General features: G+C 58.1%; 13 protein-coding genes. 9 read left to right on the top strand and 4 right to left on the bottom strand.

Going from position 1 to position 21,169, the window contains the following annotated elements:
- Nucleotides 1–110: 110 nt before the first annotated feature.
- From ACYU7Z_RS17380 to ACYU7Z_RS17405, 6 genes are all read left to right on the top strand, one after another.
- Nucleotides 111–650, top strand: coding sequence for a GAF domain-containing protein (locus ACYU7Z_RS17380; protein ID WP_460572809.1), 540 nt, complete (start codon nt 111–113; stop codon nt 648–650).
- 264 nt (nt 651–914) lie between these two features.
- Nucleotides 915–2,372 (top strand): T9SS type A sorting domain-containing protein, encoded by a 1,458-nt coding sequence (locus ACYU7Z_RS17385; RefSeq protein ID WP_460572811.1) that lies wholly within the window; start codon nt 915–917, stop codon nt 2,370–2,372.
- A 190-nt stretch (nt 2,373–2,562) separates the two neighbouring features.
- Nucleotides 2,563–3,906, top strand: a complete 1,344-nt coding sequence (locus tag ACYU7Z_RS17390) for a DUF2254 domain-containing protein (protein ID WP_460572813.1) — start codon at nt 2,563–2,565, stop codon at nt 3,904–3,906.
- A gap of 305 nt (nt 3,907–4,211) precedes the next feature.
- Nucleotides 4,212–5,534 carry a sensor histidine kinase gene (locus ACYU7Z_RS17395; protein WP_460572815.1) on the top strand — a complete coding sequence of 441 codons (1,323 nt, stop codon included), beginning with the start codon at nt 4,212–4,214 and terminating at the stop codon, nt 5,532–5,534.
- Nucleotides 5,535–5,970: 436 nt separating this feature from the next.
- Complete coding sequence (locus ACYU7Z_RS17400; protein WP_460572817.1) at nt 5,971–8,526, top strand: BamA/TamA family outer membrane protein; 2,556 nt, start codon at nt 5,971–5,973, stop codon at nt 8,524–8,526.
- 4 nt (nt 8,527–8,530) lie between these two features.
- Complete coding sequence (locus ACYU7Z_RS17405) at nt 8,531–9,031, top strand: hypothetical protein (protein WP_460572819.1); 501 nt, start codon at nt 8,531–8,533, stop codon at nt 9,029–9,031.
- Between the two features lie 112 nt (nt 9,032–9,143).
- On the opposite strand, the gene ACYU7Z_RS17410 is transcribed toward ACYU7Z_RS17405, so the two are convergent.
- The 3 genes from ACYU7Z_RS17410 to metG all read right to left on the bottom strand — a co-directional run bounded on the left by ACYU7Z_RS17410 (nt 9,144) and on the right by metG (nt 15,137).
- The gene (locus tag ACYU7Z_RS17410) at nt 9,144–10,208 is read right to left on the bottom strand and encodes an adenylate/guanylate cyclase domain-containing protein (RefSeq protein WP_460572821.1); all 1,065 of its coding nucleotides are present in this window, start codon (nt 10,206–10,208) and stop codon (nt 9,144–9,146) included.
- 157 nt (nt 10,209–10,365) lie between these two features.
- Nucleotides 10,366–12,741 carry a 3-hydroxyacyl-CoA dehydrogenase/enoyl-CoA hydratase family protein gene (locus tag ACYU7Z_RS17415; RefSeq protein ID WP_460572823.1) on the bottom strand — a complete coding sequence of 792 codons (2,376 nt, stop codon included), beginning with the start codon at nt 12,739–12,741 and terminating at the stop codon, nt 10,366–10,368.
- Between the two features lie 179 nt (nt 12,742–12,920).
- The gene (metG, locus tag ACYU7Z_RS17420; RefSeq protein ID WP_460572825.1) at nt 12,921–15,137 is read right to left on the bottom strand and encodes a methionine--tRNA ligase; all 2,217 of its coding nucleotides are present in this window, start codon (nt 15,135–15,137) and stop codon (nt 12,921–12,923) included.
- A 301-nt stretch (nt 15,138–15,438) separates the two neighbouring features.
- Here metG and ACYU7Z_RS17425 point away from each other — a divergent pair, with 301 nt between their 5' ends.
- A complete protein-coding gene (locus tag ACYU7Z_RS17425) occupies nt 15,439–16,467 on the top strand; it encodes a S66 peptidase family protein (RefSeq protein ID WP_460572827.1) in 1,029 nt (342 codons plus the stop codon).
- Entirely contained in the window at nt 16,464–17,384 is a 921-nt protein-coding gene (locus ACYU7Z_RS17430; protein ID WP_460572829.1) for a S66 peptidase family protein, read from the top strand. The genes ACYU7Z_RS17425 and ACYU7Z_RS17430 overlap by 4 nt, the downstream gene beginning before the upstream one ends.
- Nucleotides 17,385–17,494: 110 nt before the next feature.
- Here ACYU7Z_RS17430 and ACYU7Z_RS17435 read toward each other — a convergent pair whose 3' ends face one another.
- Nucleotides 17,495–19,465: a KUP/HAK/KT family potassium transporter gene (locus tag ACYU7Z_RS17435; RefSeq protein ID WP_460572831.1), complete on the bottom strand. Its 1,971-nt coding sequence runs from the start codon at nt 19,463–19,465 to the stop codon at nt 17,495–17,497.
- Between the two features lie 174 nt (nt 19,466–19,639).
- Here ACYU7Z_RS17435 and ACYU7Z_RS17440 point away from each other — a divergent pair, with 174 nt between their 5' ends.
- Nucleotides 19,640–21,166 (top strand): hypothetical protein, encoded by a 1,527-nt coding sequence (locus ACYU7Z_RS17440; protein ID WP_460572833.1) that lies wholly within the window; start codon nt 19,640–19,642, stop codon nt 21,164–21,166.
- Nucleotides 21,167–21,169: the final 3 nt, after the last annotated feature.

Below are 21,169 nucleotides of genomic sequence, written 5' to 3' on the forward strand. Positions count from 1 at the left end.
GCCCCTGGGTTGACTTGTATGGAATGCAAAAGTCTCCGGGCAGCAGCTGCACGCCCGTATTTTTGCAGCGACATCCGTCCCTACAACGGAGCCGTCAGCGCAAACGATTCATGGAACAACAGTATCCCAACAGCTTCGGTAAAGACATCATCCCTGCCAACGAACAAGAGCGGCTTTCTGCGATGACCCACTATCGCCTGCTCAACGAGCTGCCCGCCGGCTACTTTAACGGGCTCGCGCAGATCATTGCCCGGACCTTCGATACACCCATCGCACTGGTGTCGCTCGTGGGCAAGGACGAAGTGCTCTTTCCCGGAAATATGGGTATGGATGGAACCGACAGCGCCCCGCGCGGGGTCAGCCTCTGCTCGCTCGCCATCCTGAGCGATAAGCCCACGATCTTCGAGAACTCCCTCAACGAGCCCTGCCTCCTTGCCAACCCGCTGGTGACCGGGAACTTCGGTCTTCGTTTTTACGCCGGCGCTCCCATAACCACGAAGGATGGGTTCCCGATCGGCACCGTGTGCGTGGTTGACAAAGAGCCACGCACCTTTACTGAAAGCGAAAAGGCAATGCTACAGGAGTTCGCCGCCACCGCAATGATCGAGATCGAAAAGCGGTACGAGCTGATCCGGAAAGCAAGCAGCTGAAGTTGCGTTCCGCATCACTTGATTGCCGCTTGCTATCGTCATCTATCCCAGGAGAACACAGAAAGATGTCATTGAAGCAAAGCAACAGGTCCTTGCAGGCCCGGTTTGCCTGACCGGGTATCTGGTAGCCGTCGCCCGTATAGCGGCTTCTGCGGGGCATATTGCCCGTAACGTTAAGCAGTCATTAACCTGGCTATGGTTTCTGAGCTATTATCTTTACCGGCTACCTCATTCTGAGCTGTTTGCTCTCTCTAATCAGGAAAAATGAAACAAACCAGTCTGCTGCTGTTCCTGCTTTGCGCAGTTCCGGCCACGCTTTTTGCGCAATTGCCGCAACCCAATGGCTACCTGTATTTGTACGGGAACCTGCATGCCCACTCTTCGTATTCAGACGGAAATAAAGAGAATACCAGCCGTACGCCAAAAGACGATTATGAGTTTGCCCGTGATGCAAACTGCTTTGATTTTCTGGGCATTTCGGAGCATAATCATGCAACGGCCGGTTTGCATATTGCGAATTACCGGGTGGGCTACGACCAGGCCAATCTGGTCAACGGGGTACCGAGCGCGGTTACGGGAAAGTCCATCGTAACGCTATGGGGTATGGAATGGGGTGTGATTTCGAACGGCGGTCACGTTTTGGTTTACGGCTTTGACAACCAGCTTATCGGGTGGGAGCCGAATAACTATGACATCTTCGTGGCCAAAAACGATTACAACTCGCTGTGGCCGATTGTGGCAGCCAGGACCGGTGCATTTGCCACGCTTGCCCATCCCCAGCCATTCGATTATGCGGGACTTTTCAACAACGCGTACAATGCAGCCGCCGATAATGCGTTGGTTGGCGTGGCTGTTGAAAGTGGCCCCGCATTTTCTACCGCCACCAATTATTCCGATTTCCCTTCGTCTCTTTCGTATCTGGATTACTATAAGAACATGCTGGCTAAAGGGTATCATCTTGCTCCACAGATGGACCAGGACACCCACTACTTCACCTTCGGTGAAAGCAATAGCAACAGGATGGTCGTGCTGGCAACTGCCCGGACGCGCGCGGCAATAATGGAAGCGGTGCGGGCGAACCGGTTTTATGCTTCAGAAGATTGTAATGTGAAGGTTGATTTTAAAAGTGGCCAGTCGGTCATGGGAAGCTCTTTGGAAAAAGCAGGGGTTCCGGCGCTATCCCTGAATGTTTCCGACCTGGATCTGAATGATACCCTTGCAATTGCCGAACTGTGGGGCGCCCCGATAAATAATGCGATTCCCGCCGGCCCGATCAAAACCTTTGTGGCACCGGGCACCTCGGTAACGTTTGATGCTGCTAACCCGGAAAATAGTCAACCGAACGGGGACACCTGGTATTACTATTTCATACTCAGGCAGGGTGATGGAAATAAGATCGTGACCGCACCCATTTGGTACAAGCGGAACGATGCCATGATCGGTACGGCCGTTTCGTCGGTAACGCCGACGGCCAAGCCGTATTACGCCGTTTTTCCAAACCCGTCGAGAGGCATAACGGGCGTTTACTCCACATCGGCAAGCAGTGAAGCCGTCGTAATAAAGGTGGTAGATGGAATGGGGCGGCTCGTGCAATTGATGAAGGGGCATATCAGCAACGGAAATCCCGCGATGCTTGATTTAAGTGCGCAGCCTAAAGGCACTTATTTTGTTATCGTGGAAGGACAAAAAACCCTGCTGACGAAAACCATCGTTCTGCAATAAATGTTCATTTCGGAATGCCCACAGCTTATCGCCCCAAAAGGGCGCGCTGAACCGCGTTGGCATCCTCAGTATTTCCCGGCGGTCATGCCACAGCCTGAACGGTACGTTTTACGAAGCAAACCGGGGCGAGGCCGGCTTCTTGCTACCTTAGTCGGGATAGCGCATCGTTCAACAAATCAAACAGCACCCGATGGCCAGGCCCGCCCGTCTTCGCAAGCTCTGGGATACCCTCCGCGCCAGCTATTGGTTTGTGCCGTCGCTGATGATGGCCTGTGCCGCCGTGCTCTGGCTCGGCACGAGCTGGCTCGATCGCCTGCTCACGGCCAGTGGATCGCTGCCGACGCATTGGCTGTACCACGACGACCGGGCTTCTGTACGCTCGCTGCTGCTGACCATCGCCGCCAGCACCGTGGGTATCGTGGGTGTCGTGTTCTCGATCATGATGGTGCCGCTCACGATCGCCGCCTCTCAGTTCGGGCCGAGGCTGCTCCGCAATTTTCTCCGCGATACCGGCACGCAAATGACGCTCGGAACCTTCACCGCCACCTTTATCTTCTCGATGCTCGTGATCCTGCAGCTGCGCGAGGAAGCGACGAAACCGCTCCCGCAGGTGTCGGTTACGGTGGGCCTGCTGCTGGGCGTCACCAGCTTCGCGATCCTGATCTTCTTTATCAACCACGTGGCCGTTTCGGTGCAGGCCTCCGTGGTGGTGGAGCGGGTGAGCAACGACCTGCAACTCACTATTGACCGCGAGCTTCCACACGTGTTAACCGGTGGCGCTGTTCCGGAACACGAAGGCGCGATCAGCGAGGAGCCGCCAAGCCTGACGCTTCCGCCGCGCCGGGTCCTCGCAACGGCGAGCGGCTATGTGCAGGTGCGCGACGACGAAGCCCTACTGCTACTTGCGTGTAAGCATGACTCTGTGCTACAACTCCTTCGACAGCCGGGTGATTTCGTGACCGCCGGTACCGCGATCGCCTCGGTATGGCCGGGGGGCGCGGTTTCGTCCGCCGTAGAGAAATCCATCAACGCCGCCTTCATCCTGGGGGCGCAGCGGACGCTGGTGCAGGACCTGACCTTTGGCATCAACGAGCTCGTGGAAGTGGCGCTGCGCGCGCTGTCGCCCGCCATCAACGATCCCTTTACCGCCATGACCTGCCTCGACTGGCTGGGCACGGCGCTTTGCCGCACCTGCGGGCGGAGCTTTCCGCCCGCGCGCCGCTACGACGAGCAGGGACAGCTGCGGCTGATCACGAGCCCCATCACCTTTGGCGGGCTGGCGGATGCCGCCTTTATCCAGATCCGCGATTACGGGCGGAGCAGTATCATGGTGCTGCTGCGGATGCTGGACTGCATCGCTACGGTGGCGCAATGCGCGCGGAGCGCGGAGCAACGGGCGGCGCTGCTGCGCCACGCGCGGCTCGTGGAGCAGAGCGCGCAGACCGGCCTCCCCGACGCGGCCGACCGGGAAGTGCTGGTGGAGCGGTTTCAGAAAGTAGTGCGGCTGCTGGAGGGAACTGTGGTGAACGAATGACCGCCTTTTTCGTGTACGAATACCGGCACAAAAAAGCGGGCTCCCAACCTGGAGCCCGCGCTGATTTTATTAAGTGATGATTATGCACCGGTGGGCGGAGCGTCGGAGAGCCGATGCCGCTCCAATTAGAATTACCTATCCTTTACTAATTAGGTTTACACCTATACGCAACCGCTGTTTCTATTTAACCGATCAAATGAACCGCCTGCTCTACATATTAAAAACAGAAGTATTATTAAGTTTGTGTATCCCGCCGGAACACCAACTGCTTTGACATACTTTTCTTAAGAGTGGGATCGAAGATCATGCTAATCAATAAAAACCTGCTCAATAAGGTAGCAATAATCTTTGCTGCTTTTCTGCTTATCCTGATATTTATTTATCAATATGGAGCATTTAGATCCGAGGAAAGAAGGATCGGGCAGCAGTTAATACTCACTGACCTCAACGGCAAGCTTATCCATTATGACGAGGCACTGACAATGTCCGCCCGCTTGTTCACAATGACCGGTGACGTAGAGTGGCAAACAAGGTATCGTGAAATCGAACCCCGGTACCTTCAAACGCTGTCGCAAATCAAGAATTTGATTCCGATAAAAAGCAGCGGCAAACTCGATCTGGCTTCTATCAATCTCTTTGAGTTGGAACACCGTGCCTTTGAACTAATGCGTTTAAACAAGCTCCGGGAGGCAAGAAGCATACTCTTTTCCACAGAATATCTCGGGCAGCAAAACGAGCTCAAAATCGGGTTATCAAGGCTGCTGGCAGACATCAATTTGCAACTAGCCGAATTACAGGCAAAACGTTATGCGAAAGCGATACAGAATATTGTTTTGGTTGGTGTTTTGGTGCTGCTGATCTTAGGCGGTTGGTTCACATTTATCCGAATCTCTGAAAATTTACAGAAACAATTGGATCAGTTGAATGGCCGGAGAATGGAAGAGGCCCTAGCCGCAAAAACAGAAATCCAGAAAGCCAATACGCAATTGCGTCGATTAACCTCGCATCTCCAGTATATAAGAGAGGATGAGAAAAGAGAATTGGCTTATGAAATACATGAAAGGCTGGCGCAGCAGCTAACAGCTATTAAAATCAACATCGATTCGGGAAAAGCAAATTTCACGAATGCTTCACAGGGCATAACAGAAAGTGTTTCGGACCAGCTAAACGACCTGTTGCATTATTTCAGGAACCTGGCGACCAAGGTTTATCCCAACATGATAAGGGATCTTGGTCTTGTAGAAGCCATGGAATTCGAGAGTAAGCGAATAGCGGCTAAGATGAAGATAGGCGTAACTTTTCTGTCGTTCGAAGAGGAGGTGGATACCGGCCTTAGCGTGTCGATCGTCATTTACAGAACTTTCCAGGAAAAACTGAAAGCCGCCGCTGCGAACGGGGCCACGGAGATTAGCAGCATTTTATCCATAGAGGACAATCAGATTGTTTTGAGCATTACCGATAATGCGCCTAATCGAAATGGCAGTGGGGAGGGATTATCCCTAGAAGAACTCGCAATCAAAGAACGGTTGCATAGTATCAACAGCAGCATGAAAAGCAGTTCGTCGATGAATGAGACCAATACTGTTTTTTATATTCCATTTGCTGAGCGAAAGGTTGAATGCTGCTAGCTCTGTACTTGGCACCGCTGCAGCGACGGCACAAACGAAAATTCTCAGCTTTCGCTGAGGAATTTTTCTCGTGCATAGGACTGGGTTCCAACTTATCAGTTTTGCCCCCCGCTGTTCCCGTTCTTTGAAAGGCGGAGGCTTGCCTTATTGAATTAGCCAGAACTGATTTGCTCTTCTTAAAGTTTTTGTTGAAAAGCTGTAACCGGATTTTGCGGGAAAGCAACCCAAAAAGGTCGAAAAAGGCCTGATTCTGATTCCTTGTTGCTAAACGCGACCATGCTGACCATAGAGGAACAATCAGAGGCCTTTGCCTCCATCCTCATTGACGGTTATTCGGCAACTTTGATTGCAGAGCGGGATGAGGCTGCGCGGTCTTCCTGAACCGGCACTTTTCCCACCCGACGAGCTGTGGCATGAAATTATTGCCGAGCAGACTATGGACGTTCCTCAAATCATCCGACGGCTTACCTGGATACTGCTCCTGGCGCTTGCCCTGCCCGCTGCTGCCGTGGCCCAGCCGGCGCAGGAAGGGCCGCGGCGGGCCGCCGCCGACTCGGCGCTGGCCGGAACGCGCCTGTCCCGCTTCCTCAACGGGAGAGCTTATCGCCGCGAATGGTCCACCCCGGTTTCGGCGCCCCTGTTCAACAGCGCCCGCTTTACGGTGGAGAAGGAAGGGGGTGGCAAGCAAACGAAATCGCTGCGCCTCAAAGACCGCCAAGGCGGAAGCTGGAGCCTTCGCTCCGTGCAGAAGTTCCCCGCCAAAGCCCTCGATCCCGCCTTTAAGAAGACGGCCGTCGAGCGGATCGTGGCCGACGGCATCTCCGGCTCTTATCCCTACGCCGCCCTTACCGCCAACTACCTCGCGCGCCACGCTGGCGTAATGTACCTGCCCGATACCCTCGTGTACGTAGCGCCCGACAAGCGGCTCGGCGCCTTTGAAAAAGACTTCGCCGGCCGCGTGGCGCTGCTCGAAAACCGGGCACCCAAACAGGACCTCCAGGGCCGGAGCATTCCGCGCCTCCTCAGCACCGAGGAGCTGGTGCAGGAGCTCCAGGGCGCGCACCGAAATACGGTAGACCAGCACGCGGTGCTCCGGGCACGACTGCTCGATAACTTCCTCATGGACTTCGACCGCCACGAGGGGCAATGGGTGTGGTACCCGCAGGATAGTGCCGGCCGCGTCATCTGGCGGCCCATTCCCAAAGACCGCGACCAGGCCTTCTTCACCAACGACGGTCTCCTGCCGCACCTGGCCCGCAGCAAAAGCATCGCCCCCGAGCTCCAGGGCTTCGGTGCGAAGGCCCGGAATATCCGCACCTTCAACCGGCCGGCGCGCAACTTCGACCGCTATTTCCTGACGCACCTCTCCTGGTCCGATTGGAACGCTGCCATCGATGCCTTCCTCGGGCAGATGACCGATGCGGTGATCGACTCGGCCCTCGCGCAGCAGCCGCTGGAGATCCGCGACTTTCATGGTCCCGAGATCGCGCAGAAGCTCAAAGAGCGCCGTGGTTATTTCAAAAGGGAAATGCATGCGTACTACCGGTTCCTGTCTGCAAGCGTGCAGCTGACCGGCTCGCGCGAGGCCGAATCGTTTACGTTGCAAACAACGCCATCGGGCGGGCTGCAGGTTGTGGCCCGCGATGCCCGCGATTCGGGATGGCTGTACGAGCGCAGCTTCCTTCCCGGCGAAACGGAGGAAGTGCAGGTGTACGGCCTCGCCGGCGACGACCGGTTTGCGGTAGGAGACAAGCGGTCGCACGTGCAGGTTCGCCTGATCGGCGGCGCGGGCCGCGACAGCTTCTCGGCAGAAGGGCGCGCGCGGGCGAAGGTGTACGACCTCAGCATCGACCAGAACGTGTTGCAGGGTGACGGGCTGATCCATCGCCTTTCCGTCGACCCCGATAAGAATCTTTATCTCCGCCTCGGCTATACATACCGTACGCTCGGCCCGGCGCCGGTGCTTGAATACTCCGTTGATGGCGGCCTGTTCCTTGGTCTTACCTACAAGGCGGTGCTCAACGGCTTCCGCAAGAATCCCTACGGAAGCCGCCAGCAGCTGGGTGTTGCGCGGGCGCTGCAAACGAATGCCTACCATGCCTTTTACCGCGGCGAGTGGATCGGCGTGCTCCCGCATACTGATGCGCAGATCTCTTTCGACGGCCGCTGGCCCACCGTGCGCACGAGGTTTTATGGGTATGGTAATGAAACCACGCTCCGCGACCCGGCGCCGGGAGACGATCACTTTTACCTCGCGCTTTATACGTCGGTGGTTGCGGGGGTCAGCGCGCGCTACCATGTGTCGCCGTCGGTTACGCTTTCGGCGGGACCATACTTCCAGTATTTCAAAGGCTCACGCAGGCGCAACGACGGCAAGCTGGTCGGCGAAACGGCGGCAGCCGAGAACGTGCGCTTCTTCGACCCGAGCCGCTATCTCGGTGCGCGTCTCGGCTTCGAGGTCGATACGCGCTCCGACCGCAAGCGACCGAAGCGCGGTGTGCTGGCCTCGGCGACCGTCACGCCGCTCTGGGGCTTTGGCGGCGGCGACGGCGACCCCGTGCGGGCCGGCGGCCACTTCGCCATCTACCACGAGCTGCTCAGCAAAAAGCTCGTAGCGGCTATCGACCTGGGCGGCGAGCACCTGTGGGGCAAGTTCGTGCTGCCGCAGGCCGCCACGCTGGGGCTTAACCAGAATCTCCGCGGCTTCCGCTACCAGCGCTTTTCGGGCCGCAGCCGGGTATATGGCAACGCGGAATTGCGGGCCGAGCTCGGCACGCTGAATGCCTACCTGTTTCGCGGACCGGTAGGGCTGCTTGCCTTTGAAGACGCGGGCCGCGTGTGGAGCGACGGCGAGCAGTCGGACGTCCTTCATACCGGCTATGGCGGCGGCCTTTGGATTGCGCCCTTCAACAAAGCCCTGATCGTTTTTTCCATGGCCTTTTCCAAAGAAGAGCGGGCATTGCCCCTGCTCACATTCGGGTATCAATTTTAAGCATATGCGCCTCCCCGTTATACTTCTATTCCTGCTTTGCTCGAACGCTGTACTGGCGCAAACGACGCCGATCCGCGGCGACTCGGTGATCTACCGCGGCTTGTTTGTGCTGGATAGCGGCAGCGGCATGGACCGTTCCGCCGACGTGCTCGGAGCGGCACGCAGCATGGGCTGGACTTTCGATGCGCGGCAAGCTGCGGGGCCCTGGCTCCTGTATAAGGATCTGCCCGCTGCCGCCAGCGGCGAGCGGCAAACGCTGCAGCTAAGCCTCGAGCTGACCGGCGCGCCCGAAGGGTTGCGGTACCGCGTCGGGAATGTGGCCGTGTTGCGCACGGTCAAGGGCGAAAAGACCGATACGCTCCCGGCTGCCAGGATCGTGGGCGGGCTCGACGAAAGCGGCACGGTAGCCATCGCAGCGGAGCGCCTGCTTGACCTGATTGACATGCGGATTGAAGCCCTGTTGAGCGGGGCAGAACGCAGGCTGGTTGCCAGGAGGAAGCCCTGAGGCAACATGCGTCGGCTAACCTGCTGACCAGTTTACAAACGCAAAGGGGATACATCAGCGAACCTCGCTTACGCGGAAGAACTGTTAGTTGCTTGCTCTCGCAGCCCGGCCGCTACTCAAACTTCATCGAGTATAGCTTCACCCACTCCACTTTTCCTTTCAGCTCGATCCGCCCGATGGCCTTGATCTTGTAGCCGTGGGGCTTTTCGAGGTCGCGCATGAACTCGCCCGAAAGCACGAAGCTTTCGTTGACGTCGTGGCACACGCCGCGGATCCGCGCAGTGGTGTTGACGGTGTCGCCGGTGTAGAGCAGCTCCTTCTTGACGACGCCCACGAAGCCGGCCGTTACCTCGCCGGCATGCACGCCGGCCTTGAAGCGCGGGATGTAGCCGAAGCGTTTCTCGTAGAAGGCCGCCTTTCGCTCCATCAGGAAGTAGGCATAGCGGAGAAACTTCAGCGCCTGCAGCTTGTTCTCGGGCGTGTTGGCCCAGCTGAGCACCACCTCGTCGCCCACGTACTGGTAGATCTCGCCCTCCGAGGCGAGCACGGGCATCGTGATGTCGGCAAAGAAGCGGCGGAGCATGAGGAAGTAGCGCTCGTGGCCGAGGGTTTCGGCAATGGAGGTGGCTTCGTTGATGTCGAGGAAGATGAAGATGCGGTTCTGCACCACCGGCTTGTTGAACTCCCCGCTGATCATCGCCCAGAACATCCCGGGACCGTACTTATCCTTCACCTCCAGCATCGCGATCGACATCACGGTCATGATGGCCATGTCGACAATGAATACGGTGAAGGTGCGCGTGCGCATGATCTTGGTGAAGAACGACTCCAGGAAGTGCCCGAAGTGGAAGTGTTTCTTGTAGAGAAACACGTAGTACAGCAGCAGCAGCGCGAAGGCAATGAAAAAGAACAGGACCAGCGTAATGAGAAGCTTATAGAGCGATGCCCGCCACACCGGGTGGTGGTTGAAGGCCGGCTTCAGGTAAAAGATGATCACGGCCGTGATCACGAAGCCGATGATCCCGAAGGCAACGGAAAACTGGTACAGCGACACCCGCACACCGAGGTCGTTGCAGTTACGGATGAGGTTTTCAAAAAACACCACCCCGAAAATGATCCAGATAAGGGAAATCAGGATGAGTGACCGAAGGTGAAGATACAAGAGGCGTCGGGGCATATAGGGCAGCCCATGCAAAAGCTATGCAAGGGCAGGAAGAATATCAAATAGCGAATATCAAATATCGAATATCGAAGTCAGGGTGCTCATGGAAGAGCCTTCGGGATGATTCTGCCCCACTTCGATATTCGCTATTCATCTGTTCGATATTCGATATTTAATTCCTCACCGGCTTGCCATTCTTCAATACGCCCTGTATCCGCTCGAGCGTCTTCCGCTCGCCGCAGAGGCTGAGGAAGGCTTCGCGCTCGAGGTCGAGGAGGTACTGCTCGCTCACGAGGCTCTGCTCCGAGAGGTCGCCGCCGCACATCACGAAGGCAAGCTTGCGGGCCACGAGGGCGTCGTGGGCCGTGGCGTAGTTGGCGGTCTGCATCCCGTGGATGCCGGCGTAGAGGGAGCCGAGGGCCGAGCGGCCCAGCACGCGGACGTCGCTGCGGGGAATGGGTTGCACATAGCCGGCGTCCGACATTTCCAGCACCGATTGCCGCGCCACAGCGATCCGGCGGCCCTGGTTTACAACTACCTCATCCAGTCCCTTGCGGTACACACCGAGGTTAAAGCCTTCGGGAGCCGATGTGGCCACCTTGGCCGTGGCGATGGTGAGAAAGCGGTTCTTGAGGGTGATGGTCTCGGGCTCGTCCTCGTGCATTTCGTCGGAGGCGCGGAGCACGAATTCCTTGGTGCCGCCACCACCGGGGATGAGGCCCACGCCCAGCTCCACGAGTCCCGTGTAGGTCTCGGCCGCGGGGCAGCACTTGTCGGCATGCAGGCTCATCTCGCAGGCGCCGCCAAGGGCGAGGCCATGGGGAGCTACAATCACCGGTACCGACGAATAACGCACCCGCATCATCGTGTTCTGGAACATCCGGATGGCGAAGTCGAGCTCGTCGTACTCCTGCTCCACGGCCAGCATGAAGATCATTCCCACGTTGGCGCCGGCGCTGAAGTTCGGTCCTTCGTTGGCGATCACGAGTCCCTTGTAGCCTTTCTCGGCCAGTTCGATCGCCTTGTTGATCCCGGCCAGCACGTCGCCGCCGATGGAGTTCATCTTGCTTTGCCATTGCAGGCCCAGCACGCCCTCGCCGATGTCGGTCACGAGGCAGGCGCTGTTCTTCCATACCTCGGTATGGTGCCGCAGCACGATGAAGTCGCCGCCGCCGGGGATGGGCTTATAGGTTTTCGAAGCGGGGTCGTACGACAAACGTTTCCCGTCTTCCACTTTGTAAAAGGTCTTGTTGCCGGCTGCCAGCATTTCGTCCACCCAGGGGGCAACGGCGTAGCCGGCTTCCTTCATTTTTTTCACGGAGCGCTCCACGCCCAGCACGTCCCAGCTTTCGAAGGCGCCGATCTCCCAGCCGAAGCCGGCCATCATGGCGTCGTCGATGCGGTACAGCTCGTCGGAGATCTCGGGGATGCGTTGCGAGATGTAGGAGAAGAGGCCGTAATGAAAATGGCGGAGAAACTCGCCGGCCTTGTCGGGCGCGGCGGTCAGCATCTGGAGGCGCTGCTTCAGGTCTTCCACCGGCCTGGCGGCATCTACCGAGGCAAACTTCGGCTTCACGCGCGGACCGTATTCGAGCGATTGCAGGTTGAGCGTGAGGATCTCCTTCTCGCCACCAGCACCTTTTGTTTTCTTGAAAAAGCCCTGCCCGCTTTTGTCGCCGAGCCAATTGTTTTCAACAACCTTATTCAGCCAGGAAGGAATCTGGAAAGTGTCGCGCTGCTCGTCCTGCGGGCAGTTGTCGTACACACCCTTGGCCACTTTCACGAGCGTGTCGATGCCCACGACGTCGGCGGTGCGGAAGGTGGCCGATTTGGGACGGCCGATCAGCGGCCCCGTGAGCGCGTCGACCTCGTCGATCGTCAGGCCCATTTTATCAATAAGCCCGAAGATGGCCATCATGCCCCAAACACCGACGCGGTTGGCGATAAAGGCGGGTGTGTCCTTGGCGAGCACAGTGGTCTTGCCCAGGTAGCGGTCGCCGTAATCCATGAGGAAGTCTACGACGGCAGTATCGGTGTCGGGTGTCGGGATGATCTCGAGGAGGCGCAGGTATCGTGGCGGGTTGAAAAAGTGCGTGCCGCAGAAATTCTTTTTGAAGTCGGGCGAGCGGCCTTCGGCCAGCAGGTGGATCGGGATGCCAGAGGTGTTGGACGTGATGAGCGTGCCCGGCCTGCGGTGCTGCTCCACGCGCTCATAAAGGGATTGCTTGATGTCGAGGCGCTCCACCACCACTTCGATCACCCAGTCGCAGGAAGCGATCTCCTTCAGGTTGTCGTCGAAGTTGCCGGTCGTGATCTTTTTGACCACGTCCTTCGTATAGATGGGAGAGGGGTTGCTCTTGACCGCCGCCGCCAGCGCATCGTTGACGATCTTGTTGCGCGCGGCCTTGTTGTCGCTTTCCCTGGCTTCCGACGGTACGATATCAAGCAGCAGCACGGGTACGCCGATTCCGGCAAAGTGACAGGCGATGCGGCTTCCCATGACCCCCGACCCGAGGACGGCTACCTTCTTTATGATGCGTTTGTCCATAAATTAGTTAGTTATGCAACTATTGGTAATGAAGGTAAGGGAAAAACAATTTCGGAAGTTGGAAGCGGGAGAAGGGCACGCAGATAACGCAGATGGCGCGGATCAAGCACAAAAGAGGAAAGCCATCGCGTAGCGATGGCTTTCCTTATCTGCGTTATCCGTGTGATCTGCGTGCCGCCTTACCGTACGCCCGATCCGGGCTCGGTCCGGTCATTCGGTCCCACCAGTATCAATTTTCCATCCGGCTGTTCGGCCGTCAGGATCATTCCTTGGCTTTCGATGCCGCGCATCTTTCGCGGCGCGAGGTTGGCCACCACGAGCACCTGCTTGCCGATCATCGATTCGGGTGTGAAGTGTTGCGCGATACCGGATACGATCGTGCGCACCTCGTTACCCATATCAACCGTGAGCTGCAGCAGCTTGTCGGCCTTCGGCACCTTCTCGCAGGCCGTTACCGTGCCCACGCGGAGGTCGATCTTTGCGAAGTCGTCATATACTATTTCCGCCTTCGCTGAAGCTATGGCGGACGGGTCAGATTTCAGATTTGCGATTTCAGATTTGCTTTCAGTCGTAAGCTCACCGTTCACCTGCTCACCGCTCACGGCGGACGGCTCACGGCTCGCGTTCTCAGCTTCCTGTGCCGCCTTCGATGCTTCCATCCCCGCCTTCAGCTTCTCTACCTGGTACGCCACTTCCTCGTCCTCGATCTTGCGGAAGAGGAGCTCGGGAGCGCGGAGCGAATAGCCTACCGACAGCAGCTTCAGCGAACCGGCGTTCTTCCACTCCAGCATGCCGTCCACCACCTTCATCAGGTGACACATCTTCTTCGCCGTGTTGGGCAGGAAGGGGTTGATCAGGATCGCGAGGTTGGCGCATAGCTGCAGCGACAGGTGCAGGCAGTTGTCGATCGACTTCTGTGCGGCCTCGGCTGCGGAGCCGCCTTCGGTCAGCTTCTTCGCCACGGTCCAGGGAGCGCATTCCTGCAGGTACACGTTGCCGAGCGACGACAGGGCGATCACTTCGCCCAGGGCATCGCGGAAGCGGTACTCCTCGAGCAGTGTTTCTATTTTGGCCTTTGCATTCTGAATGTCCTTGATCAGGTTGTTGTCGCGCTCCGTTACGATATCGGCATGCCACTTCGGAACCTTGCCGGCCGTGAGCTTGTGCATCAGCACCAGCGTGCGGTTCATGAAGTTGCCGAACTTATTCAGCAGCTCCCCGTTGACGGCATCCTGGAAGCCTTTCCAGGTAAAGTCGCTGTCCTTTGTTTCGGGCGCGATGGTCGTCAGGTAATAACGCAGCGCGTCGGCCAGCTGCGGGCCACCATTCTCTTTCTTGATAAAGTCATCAATGTAATCCTGCATGTCGAGCTTCCAGGCGCGCGAGGTACTCATCTTGTCGCCCTCGAGGTTGAGGAACTCGTTGGCGGGCACGTTGTCGGGCACAATGTAGCCGTGCAGGTGAAGCATCAGCGGGAAGATGATGCAGTGAAATACGATGTTGTCCTTGCCAATAAAGTGCACCAGCTTCGTCTCACGGTCCTGCCAGTACGGCTTCCAGTCCTTGCCTTCGCGCGCCGCCCAGGTTTTAGTGGCGGAGATATAGCCGATGGGTGCGTCGAACCACACGTAGAGCACTTTGCCCACTGCGTCGGCGAGCGGAACTTTCACGCCCCAGTCGAGGTCGCGGGTAACGGCGCGGGGCTGCAGGCCGCCGTCGATCCAGCTTTTGCACTGGCCTACGACGCTGGGGCGCCAGTCGTCTTTATGCTGCTCGAGGATGTAGGCGCGGAGCCAGGCCTCGTGCTGGTCGAGCGGGAGGTACCAGTGCTTCGTCGCGCGCTTTACGGGCGGGTTGCCGGAGAGCGTGCTTACAGGGTTGATCAGCTCGTCGGGGCTCAGGGCCGTTCCGCACTTCTCGCACTGGTCGCCGTAGGCGCCGGTAAAGCCGCAGTTGGGGCAGGTGCCCTTGATGTAGCGGTCGGCCAGGAAGGTGTTGGCCTGCTCGTCGAAGTATTGCTCGCTTTCCTTTACGATCAGCGCGCCGCGGTCGTTGAGGAAGGTAAAGAACTCGCTCGCCGTTTCGTGGTGCACGGGCGCCGATGTACGGTCGTATACATCAAAGGAGATCGACAGGTCGTCGAAGTTCTCCTTCATGATAAAATGGTATTTGTCGATGATGGCCTGCGCAGTCGTGCCTTCCTTCATCGCCTGGATGGGGATGGCGGTGCCGTGCTCGTCGGAGCCGCACACGAACACAACGTCGCGGCCCTGCGCGCGCAGGTAGCGTACGTAGATGTCGGCAGGAATATAGGCGCCCGCCAGGTGGCCGATATGCTTGTGGCCGTTGGCGTAGGGGAGGGCGGAGGTTACTAAATAGCGTTTCGGGTTTGTCATCGGGGCAAATGTACACACCGAAAGGTTCAGGGACGGGTTAGGAAGGTTTCGACAAGGTTTTGAAGGTTTTGAAGGTTTTGAAGGTTTTAATGGTTTCGCTGCGTAGCCGTCATTGCGAGGGCCACAGTGAAGCGAAGGCCCGAAGCAAGCCCTTGGGGGCTTTTTCTGCGGCCGCATGAAACCGCTGAGCCGGCCCCGGGGGCTTGCTTCGTTGGTCCGCCCTCCGGGCGGCCCGCCTCGCAATGACGGCTCCGAGAGCTTGCCAACGACGTGTTCGCATGCATGCCGTAAATTGAGACCCATGCAACGAAAGTCTTTCCTCGCCACCCTGGGAACCTTGCTCGCCGGGAGCCTTGCCCCGAAAGAAGCCGCGGCCTTCGCGGGCGACGACGAGACGCTCCGCGTGCGGATCCCGCCCTACCTGAAGCCGGGCGCCACCATCGCCATAACGGCGCCCGCGGGCGCCATCACCGAAGCGGAGCTGCAGCCAGCCCTGGAGCAGATCCGGGGCTGGGGCTACAACGTGCGCCTGGGCAGCAGCATCGGCAAAAAAGACTTTTCATTCGGCGGCACCGACGACGAGCGCCGCGCCGACCTGCAGCAGTTGCTCGATGATCCGTCGGTGGGCGCCATCCTCTGCGCCCGCGGGGGCTACGGGTCTGTACGCATCGTCGATTCGCTCGACTGGACAAAATTCAAAAAACGACCCAAGTGGGTCATCGGCTTCAGCGACATCACGGTGCTCCACAGCCATATCCACCGTCATTGCCGCATCGCCACGCTCCACTCCAAGATGTGCAATTCGTTCCCGGACAACTGGGAAGCCGCCGAGCCCATCCAGCGCGATACCGTACTCTCGATCCGCGATGCCCTGCAGGGCAAGCCGATGACCTACACGGTGCCCCCGTTCGCGCACAACCGCAACGGGCGGGCAACGGGGCTGCTCGTAGGTGGCAACCTCCGCACCCTCGAGAACCTCGCGGGCACCGCCTCCGACATCGACACGAAAGGAAAGATCCTGTTTGTGGAAGACACCGGCGAGTATCCGTACAGCGTCGACCGGATGTTCCAGAACCTGTACCGAACGGGTAAGCTGCGCAGCCTCGCCGGGCTCATCCTCGGCGGCTTCAAGCTGAAGCCCGACGACCCGGGCGAGGAGTTTGGCCGCGAATTGCACGACATCGTGCTGCAGCGGATCGGCGACGTGCCCTATCCCGTGGCGTTTAATTTCCCGGTTGGACACCAGCGGCCTAACTTCGCCCTTAAGTGCGGCGCCCTGCACCGGCTAACCGTTCTGGACACGGGCAGCACCCTTACCGATTCTTTATGAGCAAAATACCTTCGCCCCTCGAGAAAGGCGCCTGCATCGGCATCACGGCACCCGCCGGGTTTATGGCCCTCGAGCAAATGAGCACCTGCATCGATACCCTCCAGGAATGGGGCTACAGCGTGCGGCTGGGCGACACCACCCACAGCCGCTCGGGCAACTACTTCTCCGACGCCGACGAAGAGCGCCGCATCGACCTGCAGCGCCTCCTCGACGACGACAGCGTCGACGCGATCCTCTGCGCCCGCGGCGGCTACGGCGTCAGCCGCATCATCGACCGCCTCGACTTCAAGGCCTTCCGCAACAAGCCCAAATGGATCATCGGTTTCAGCGACATTACCGTGCTCCACAGCCATATCTGGCAGGAATACGGTATCCCTGGCCTCCACGCGCCGATGGCCGCGGCCTTCAACGAAGGCGGCCCCGGCCATGCCTCGCTGGCCACGCTCCGCGCCGCTCTCGAAGGCGAGCACGCCGAGTACCACCTGGCCGCGCACGATCATAACCGCGTGGGCCACGCCAAGGGAGCGCTCGTGGGCGGCAACCTCACGCTGCTGGCCCATTGCCTCGGAACGCCGTCGGAGCTCAAAACGAAAAAGACCATCCTCTTTATCGAAGACGTGGGTGAGTATTTATACAATATCGACCGGATGCTGGTACAGCTGAAGCGAAGCGGCAAGCTGGCGCGCCTCGCCGGCCTCGTCGTAGGCGGCTTCACCGGGATGAAAGACACGGAGCGGCCCTTCGGCAAAGATGTGTACGAGATCATCCGCGACGCCGTTCTCGAGTACGACTACCCGGTATGCTTCGGGTTCCCCGTATCGCACGACGCCGAAAACGTTGCCCTGAAGCACGGGGTCGAGCACGTCCTCCACGTCGACCGCGACGAGGTGCACCTCACGGAGCGGAAGAAGAAATAAGGACGCGGATAGCGCGGATAACGCAGATCAAAAAGCCCATCGCATCGCGATGGGCTTTTTCAATGAAAAAATAGCTGCATGATCCGCGTTTTCCGCATGCGAATAGTGCGCTATTCGACCCTTCTCAATTTCAAATTTGTCACCGGCGCCACGATGAGCGGGAACTTCTCCACAGTCACATTGCTTACGTCGAGACCAAAGCCGCGCTCCTCGGAGAGGGAGGCTTCCTTGAGCCAGAAGTGGAATTTCATGATGATCCGCTCGAGGAAAGGAAGCTCGTTGTCCTGGCTCAGGTACTTTTCCATCACGATAAACTGGAAGTCGCCCACCACCTTGCTCCGCTCGAGGCTTTCGTAGCGGCTCGTGATGTTCACCTCGCGGTTCTTCACGAGGTCTTCCACCACCTTGCGGAACATCAGGTTGATCCGCGGCTCCACGCGGAACCCGAGGCGGAACTCCACGCGGATGATATCGTTGGGGATGATATGGTCCACCTTGTATTCCATCGTATACGGATCGTCGAGCGTATCCACGTGAACAAACCAGTAGATGTCGGCGCGCTTCGGCTTCCGGTTGAGAATGGAGTAGATGATCTTGTGCTCGATCTCGCGCGGGTTGTCGGCCGATGTGAGGTATACAAGGTGCGTCGAGAACTTAGGCACCGTGCGGTCGTTGCTCAGCTCCTGGATCTTCGGGATGTAGTGGTCGAGACGCACAAATTCCACGTAGCGGTTCTTGATCTTGCGGGCGCGGAACCAGTCGTACATGATAAAGAACAGGAGGCCGCCGACCAGCATCGTCACGTAGCCGCCGTGGGGGAATTTATCGATGTTACCGAAGAGGAAGGCGAACTCGATCGTAAGGTATACCGCGAGATACAGGTAGATGAAAGCGGGCCGCACCCTCCTCAGCACGAGGTAGTTGGCAAAAAGCATCGAGGTGGCGATCATGCACAGTGTGATGGCGAGACCGTAGGCCGCATCCATCGCCGACGCTTTCTGAAAGTAAAGGGTGATGCCGGCGCAGCCCACGAACAGCATCAGGTTGACGCCGCCGATATACACCTGCCCGCGCTCTTCGGTGGGATACTTCATCTGGAGCTTCGGCCACAGGTTGAGGCGCATTGCTTCGGAGATGAGCGTGAAGGAGCCCGATATCAAGGCCTGCGAGGCGATGATGGCCGCCGCCGTGGCGATGGTAATGCCGAAGTAGATGAACCATTGCGGCATGAGTCCAAAGAAGGGGTTGAAGCCGCTTTCTATCATGTCGGCAGTGATGTGCTCGCCGGTATGGTGCGACAGGAGCCAGGCGCCCTGCCCGAGGTAGTTGAGGATAAGGCAGGTCTTCACAAAGATCCAGGAGTAGCGGATGTTCCACTTGCCACAGTGGCCAAGGTCGGAGTAAAGTGCCTCGGCACCCGTGGTACACAGGAAGACGCCGCCGAGAATGTAAAACCCATTGGGATAGTTGATCAGCAGGCGGATCCCGTACCAGGGATTAAACGCCTTGAAGATGTGCAGGTAGTCGGAAAGGTGGTACAGGCCCAGCGCCGCCAGCATCAGGAACCACACCGTCATGATCGGCCCGAAGAAGCGCCCGATAAATGCGGAGCCGAACTGCTGCAGGAAAAACAGCGCGCCGAGGATGGCCAGCACAATATATACGACCGTCCACTGGCCAATATCGTGCAGCGAATGGATCTGCTTGAGACCTTCAACGGCGGATGTGACCGAGATCGGTGGCGTGATCATGCCGTCGGCCAGCAGGGCCGCGCCGCCGATCATCGCCGGCACCACGAGCCAGCGCTTCCGCCGCCGCACAAGGGCGAAGAGCGAGAAGATGCCGCCTTCCCCCCGGTTGTCGGCCCGCAGGGTCAGGATCACGTACTTGATGGTGGTTTGGAGTGTGAGTGTCCAGATGATCAGGGAAAGGGAACCGACTACGAGCTCTTCGGTAATCGTCTTGCCACTGACGATGGCGTTGAGTACGTAAAGAGGGGAGGTACCGATGTCGCCGTAAATGATCCCGAGAGCGATGAGGAGACCCCCGAGGGTCGCCCTGCTGTTATGATGTGAAGGCATCTTGTTAAGCCGTTGTATGAATGGTTTGCCGCATAAAGGTAGCGGAATGCCCTAAACGCGTACCAAAAAACGATGGCTGCCGCAAACGGCGCGGCGGGGCCCTGCAATAAGGTGAACTTTAACCCCGTTTAAAGGGCTGGAAACCCTAATTTTAGCTAGAAATCAACGCGAACCATGCGCACAATCCGATACGTTCTTTTTGCCGCCACTTTCCTGCTGACGCTTGCCGCTTCCGCCCAGAAAATCGTGTATTCCGAGCCCGCCCGCGACGATACCCGCCGCACCACCTTCGAGGTGATCGGCAAGGTCGGGGGCAACTACCTCGTGTATAAGAACAACCGGAGCCGCAGCTACATCGCGGCCTTCGACAATAATATGAAAGACCTGTCGAACGAGGTGCAGAGCTACCTGCCCGAAGACCGGCTGATTAACGTCGACTTCTTCCCCTACGACAACCATGTTTACGTGGTGTATGAATACCAGAAGAAGAACGTGGTGTACTGCGAAGCCGTGACGGTCGACGCCCTGGGCCACAAGCTCAGCGAGCCGCAGCAGCTTGATACGGCGCATATCAACGCCGTTACCAACAACAAGATATACAGCGTCATCGGCAGCGAAGACCGGAGCAAGCTGATGGTTTTCAAGATCAACTCGCGCAACAAGAGTCTCTACCGGCTCAGCACGGTGCTGCTCGACAGCTCCCTCCACGAGCTGGCCCGCAGCAGCCACAATATCCCGATGGAAGAGCGCGACGACAACCTGGGCCAGTTCCAGCTCGATAACGACGGTGACCTCGTATTCACCCGCTTTGCCCGCGTCAACGACGACAATATCAACCAGGCTTCGCTGTTTTACAAGGCGGCATCGGTGGATTCGCTGCTGCAGGTGGATCTCAACCTCGATAAGATGTTCCTCGACGAGATCAAGATCAAGGCCGATAACCCCAACCGCCGCTATTTCATCACCTCTTTCTATTACACGAAGCGCCGCGGCAATATCGAAGGCTTTTATTTTTATGTGTGGGACAAGGCCAGCAAGAAGGCCGTGCTCGAAAGCGCCACCGCCCTCGGCGACGAGCTGCGCCGCGAGGCCCGTGGTGACGCGTCGCCGCGGATGGCTTTCAACGACTACTTCATCCGCAACATCATCGTAAAGAAAGACGGCGGCTTCCTCATCGGCGCCGAAAGCTACTACACCACATCGCGTCTCAACAACTGGAACCGCTGGGATTACCTCTACGGCTCTCCGTACACGATGGGCAACTACGGGTACTATAACTATTCGCCGTACAACAGCTGGTACTGGCGCAACCGCTACAATAACAGCCAGGCCGTTCGCTACCACGCCGACAATGTGACCGTACTTTCCTTCGATCCCGCCGGCAAGCTGCAGTGGAGCTCGGTGATCCACAAGACGCAGTTCAACGACGATGCCGACGACGCCATTTCGTACCAGGTGATGAACACCGGTGGCGCGCTGCACTTCCTCTTCAACCAGGACGAGAAGCGCGTGCAGCTGCTTAACGACTACGTGCTGACCCCCGACGGCCAGATGACGCGCAACCCGACGCTCAAGAACCTGGACCGCAACTTCGACTTCCTGCCCCGCTACGGCAAGCAGGTGTCGGCGCGCACCTTTATTGTTCCCTGCTATTATAGAAACTATATTTGCTTTGCAAAAGTTGACTATACTAATCCATAATCC

This window comes from Flaviaestuariibacter terrae, assembly GCF_054777635.1.

Coding starts and splice junctions, on each gene's coding strand:
- ACYU7Z_RS17380 (WP_460572809.1), top strand. CDS start 111: ATGGAACAACAGTATCCCAACAGCTTCGGTAAAGACATCATCCCTGCC.
- ACYU7Z_RS17385 (WP_460572811.1), top strand. CDS start 915: ATGAAACAAACCAGTCTGCTGCTGTTCCTGCTTTGCGCAGTTCCGGCC.
- ACYU7Z_RS17390 (WP_460572813.1), top strand. CDS start 2,563: ATGGCCAGGCCCGCCCGTCTTCGCAAGCTCTGGGATACCCTCCGCGCC.
- ACYU7Z_RS17395 (WP_460572815.1), top strand. CDS start 4,212: ATGCTAATCAATAAAAACCTGCTCAATAAGGTAGCAATAATCTTTGCT.
- ACYU7Z_RS17400 (WP_460572817.1), top strand. CDS start 5,971: ATGGACGTTCCTCAAATCATCCGACGGCTTACCTGGATACTGCTCCTG.
- ACYU7Z_RS17405 (WP_460572819.1), top strand. CDS start 8,531: ATGCGCCTCCCCGTTATACTTCTATTCCTGCTTTGCTCGAACGCTGTA.
- ACYU7Z_RS17410 (WP_460572821.1), bottom strand. CDS start 10,208: ATGCCCCGACGCCTCTTGTATCTTCACCTTCGGTCACTCATCCTGATT.
- ACYU7Z_RS17415 (WP_460572823.1), bottom strand. CDS start 12,741: ATGGACAAACGCATCATAAAGAAGGTAGCCGTCCTCGGGTCGGGGGTC.
- metG (WP_460572825.1), bottom strand. CDS start 15,137: ATGACAAACCCGAAACGCTATTTAGTAACCTCCGCCCTCCCCTACGCC.
- ACYU7Z_RS17425 (WP_460572827.1), top strand. CDS start 15,439: ATGCAACGAAAGTCTTTCCTCGCCACCCTGGGAACCTTGCTCGCCGGG.
- ACYU7Z_RS17430 (WP_460572829.1), top strand. CDS start 16,464: ATGAGCAAAATACCTTCGCCCCTCGAGAAAGGCGCCTGCATCGGCATC.
- ACYU7Z_RS17435 (WP_460572831.1), bottom strand. CDS start 19,465: ATGCCTTCACATCATAACAGCAGGGCGACCCTCGGGGGTCTCCTCATC.
- ACYU7Z_RS17440 (WP_460572833.1), top strand. CDS start 19,640: ATGCGCACAATCCGATACGTTCTTTTTGCCGCCACTTTCCTGCTGACG.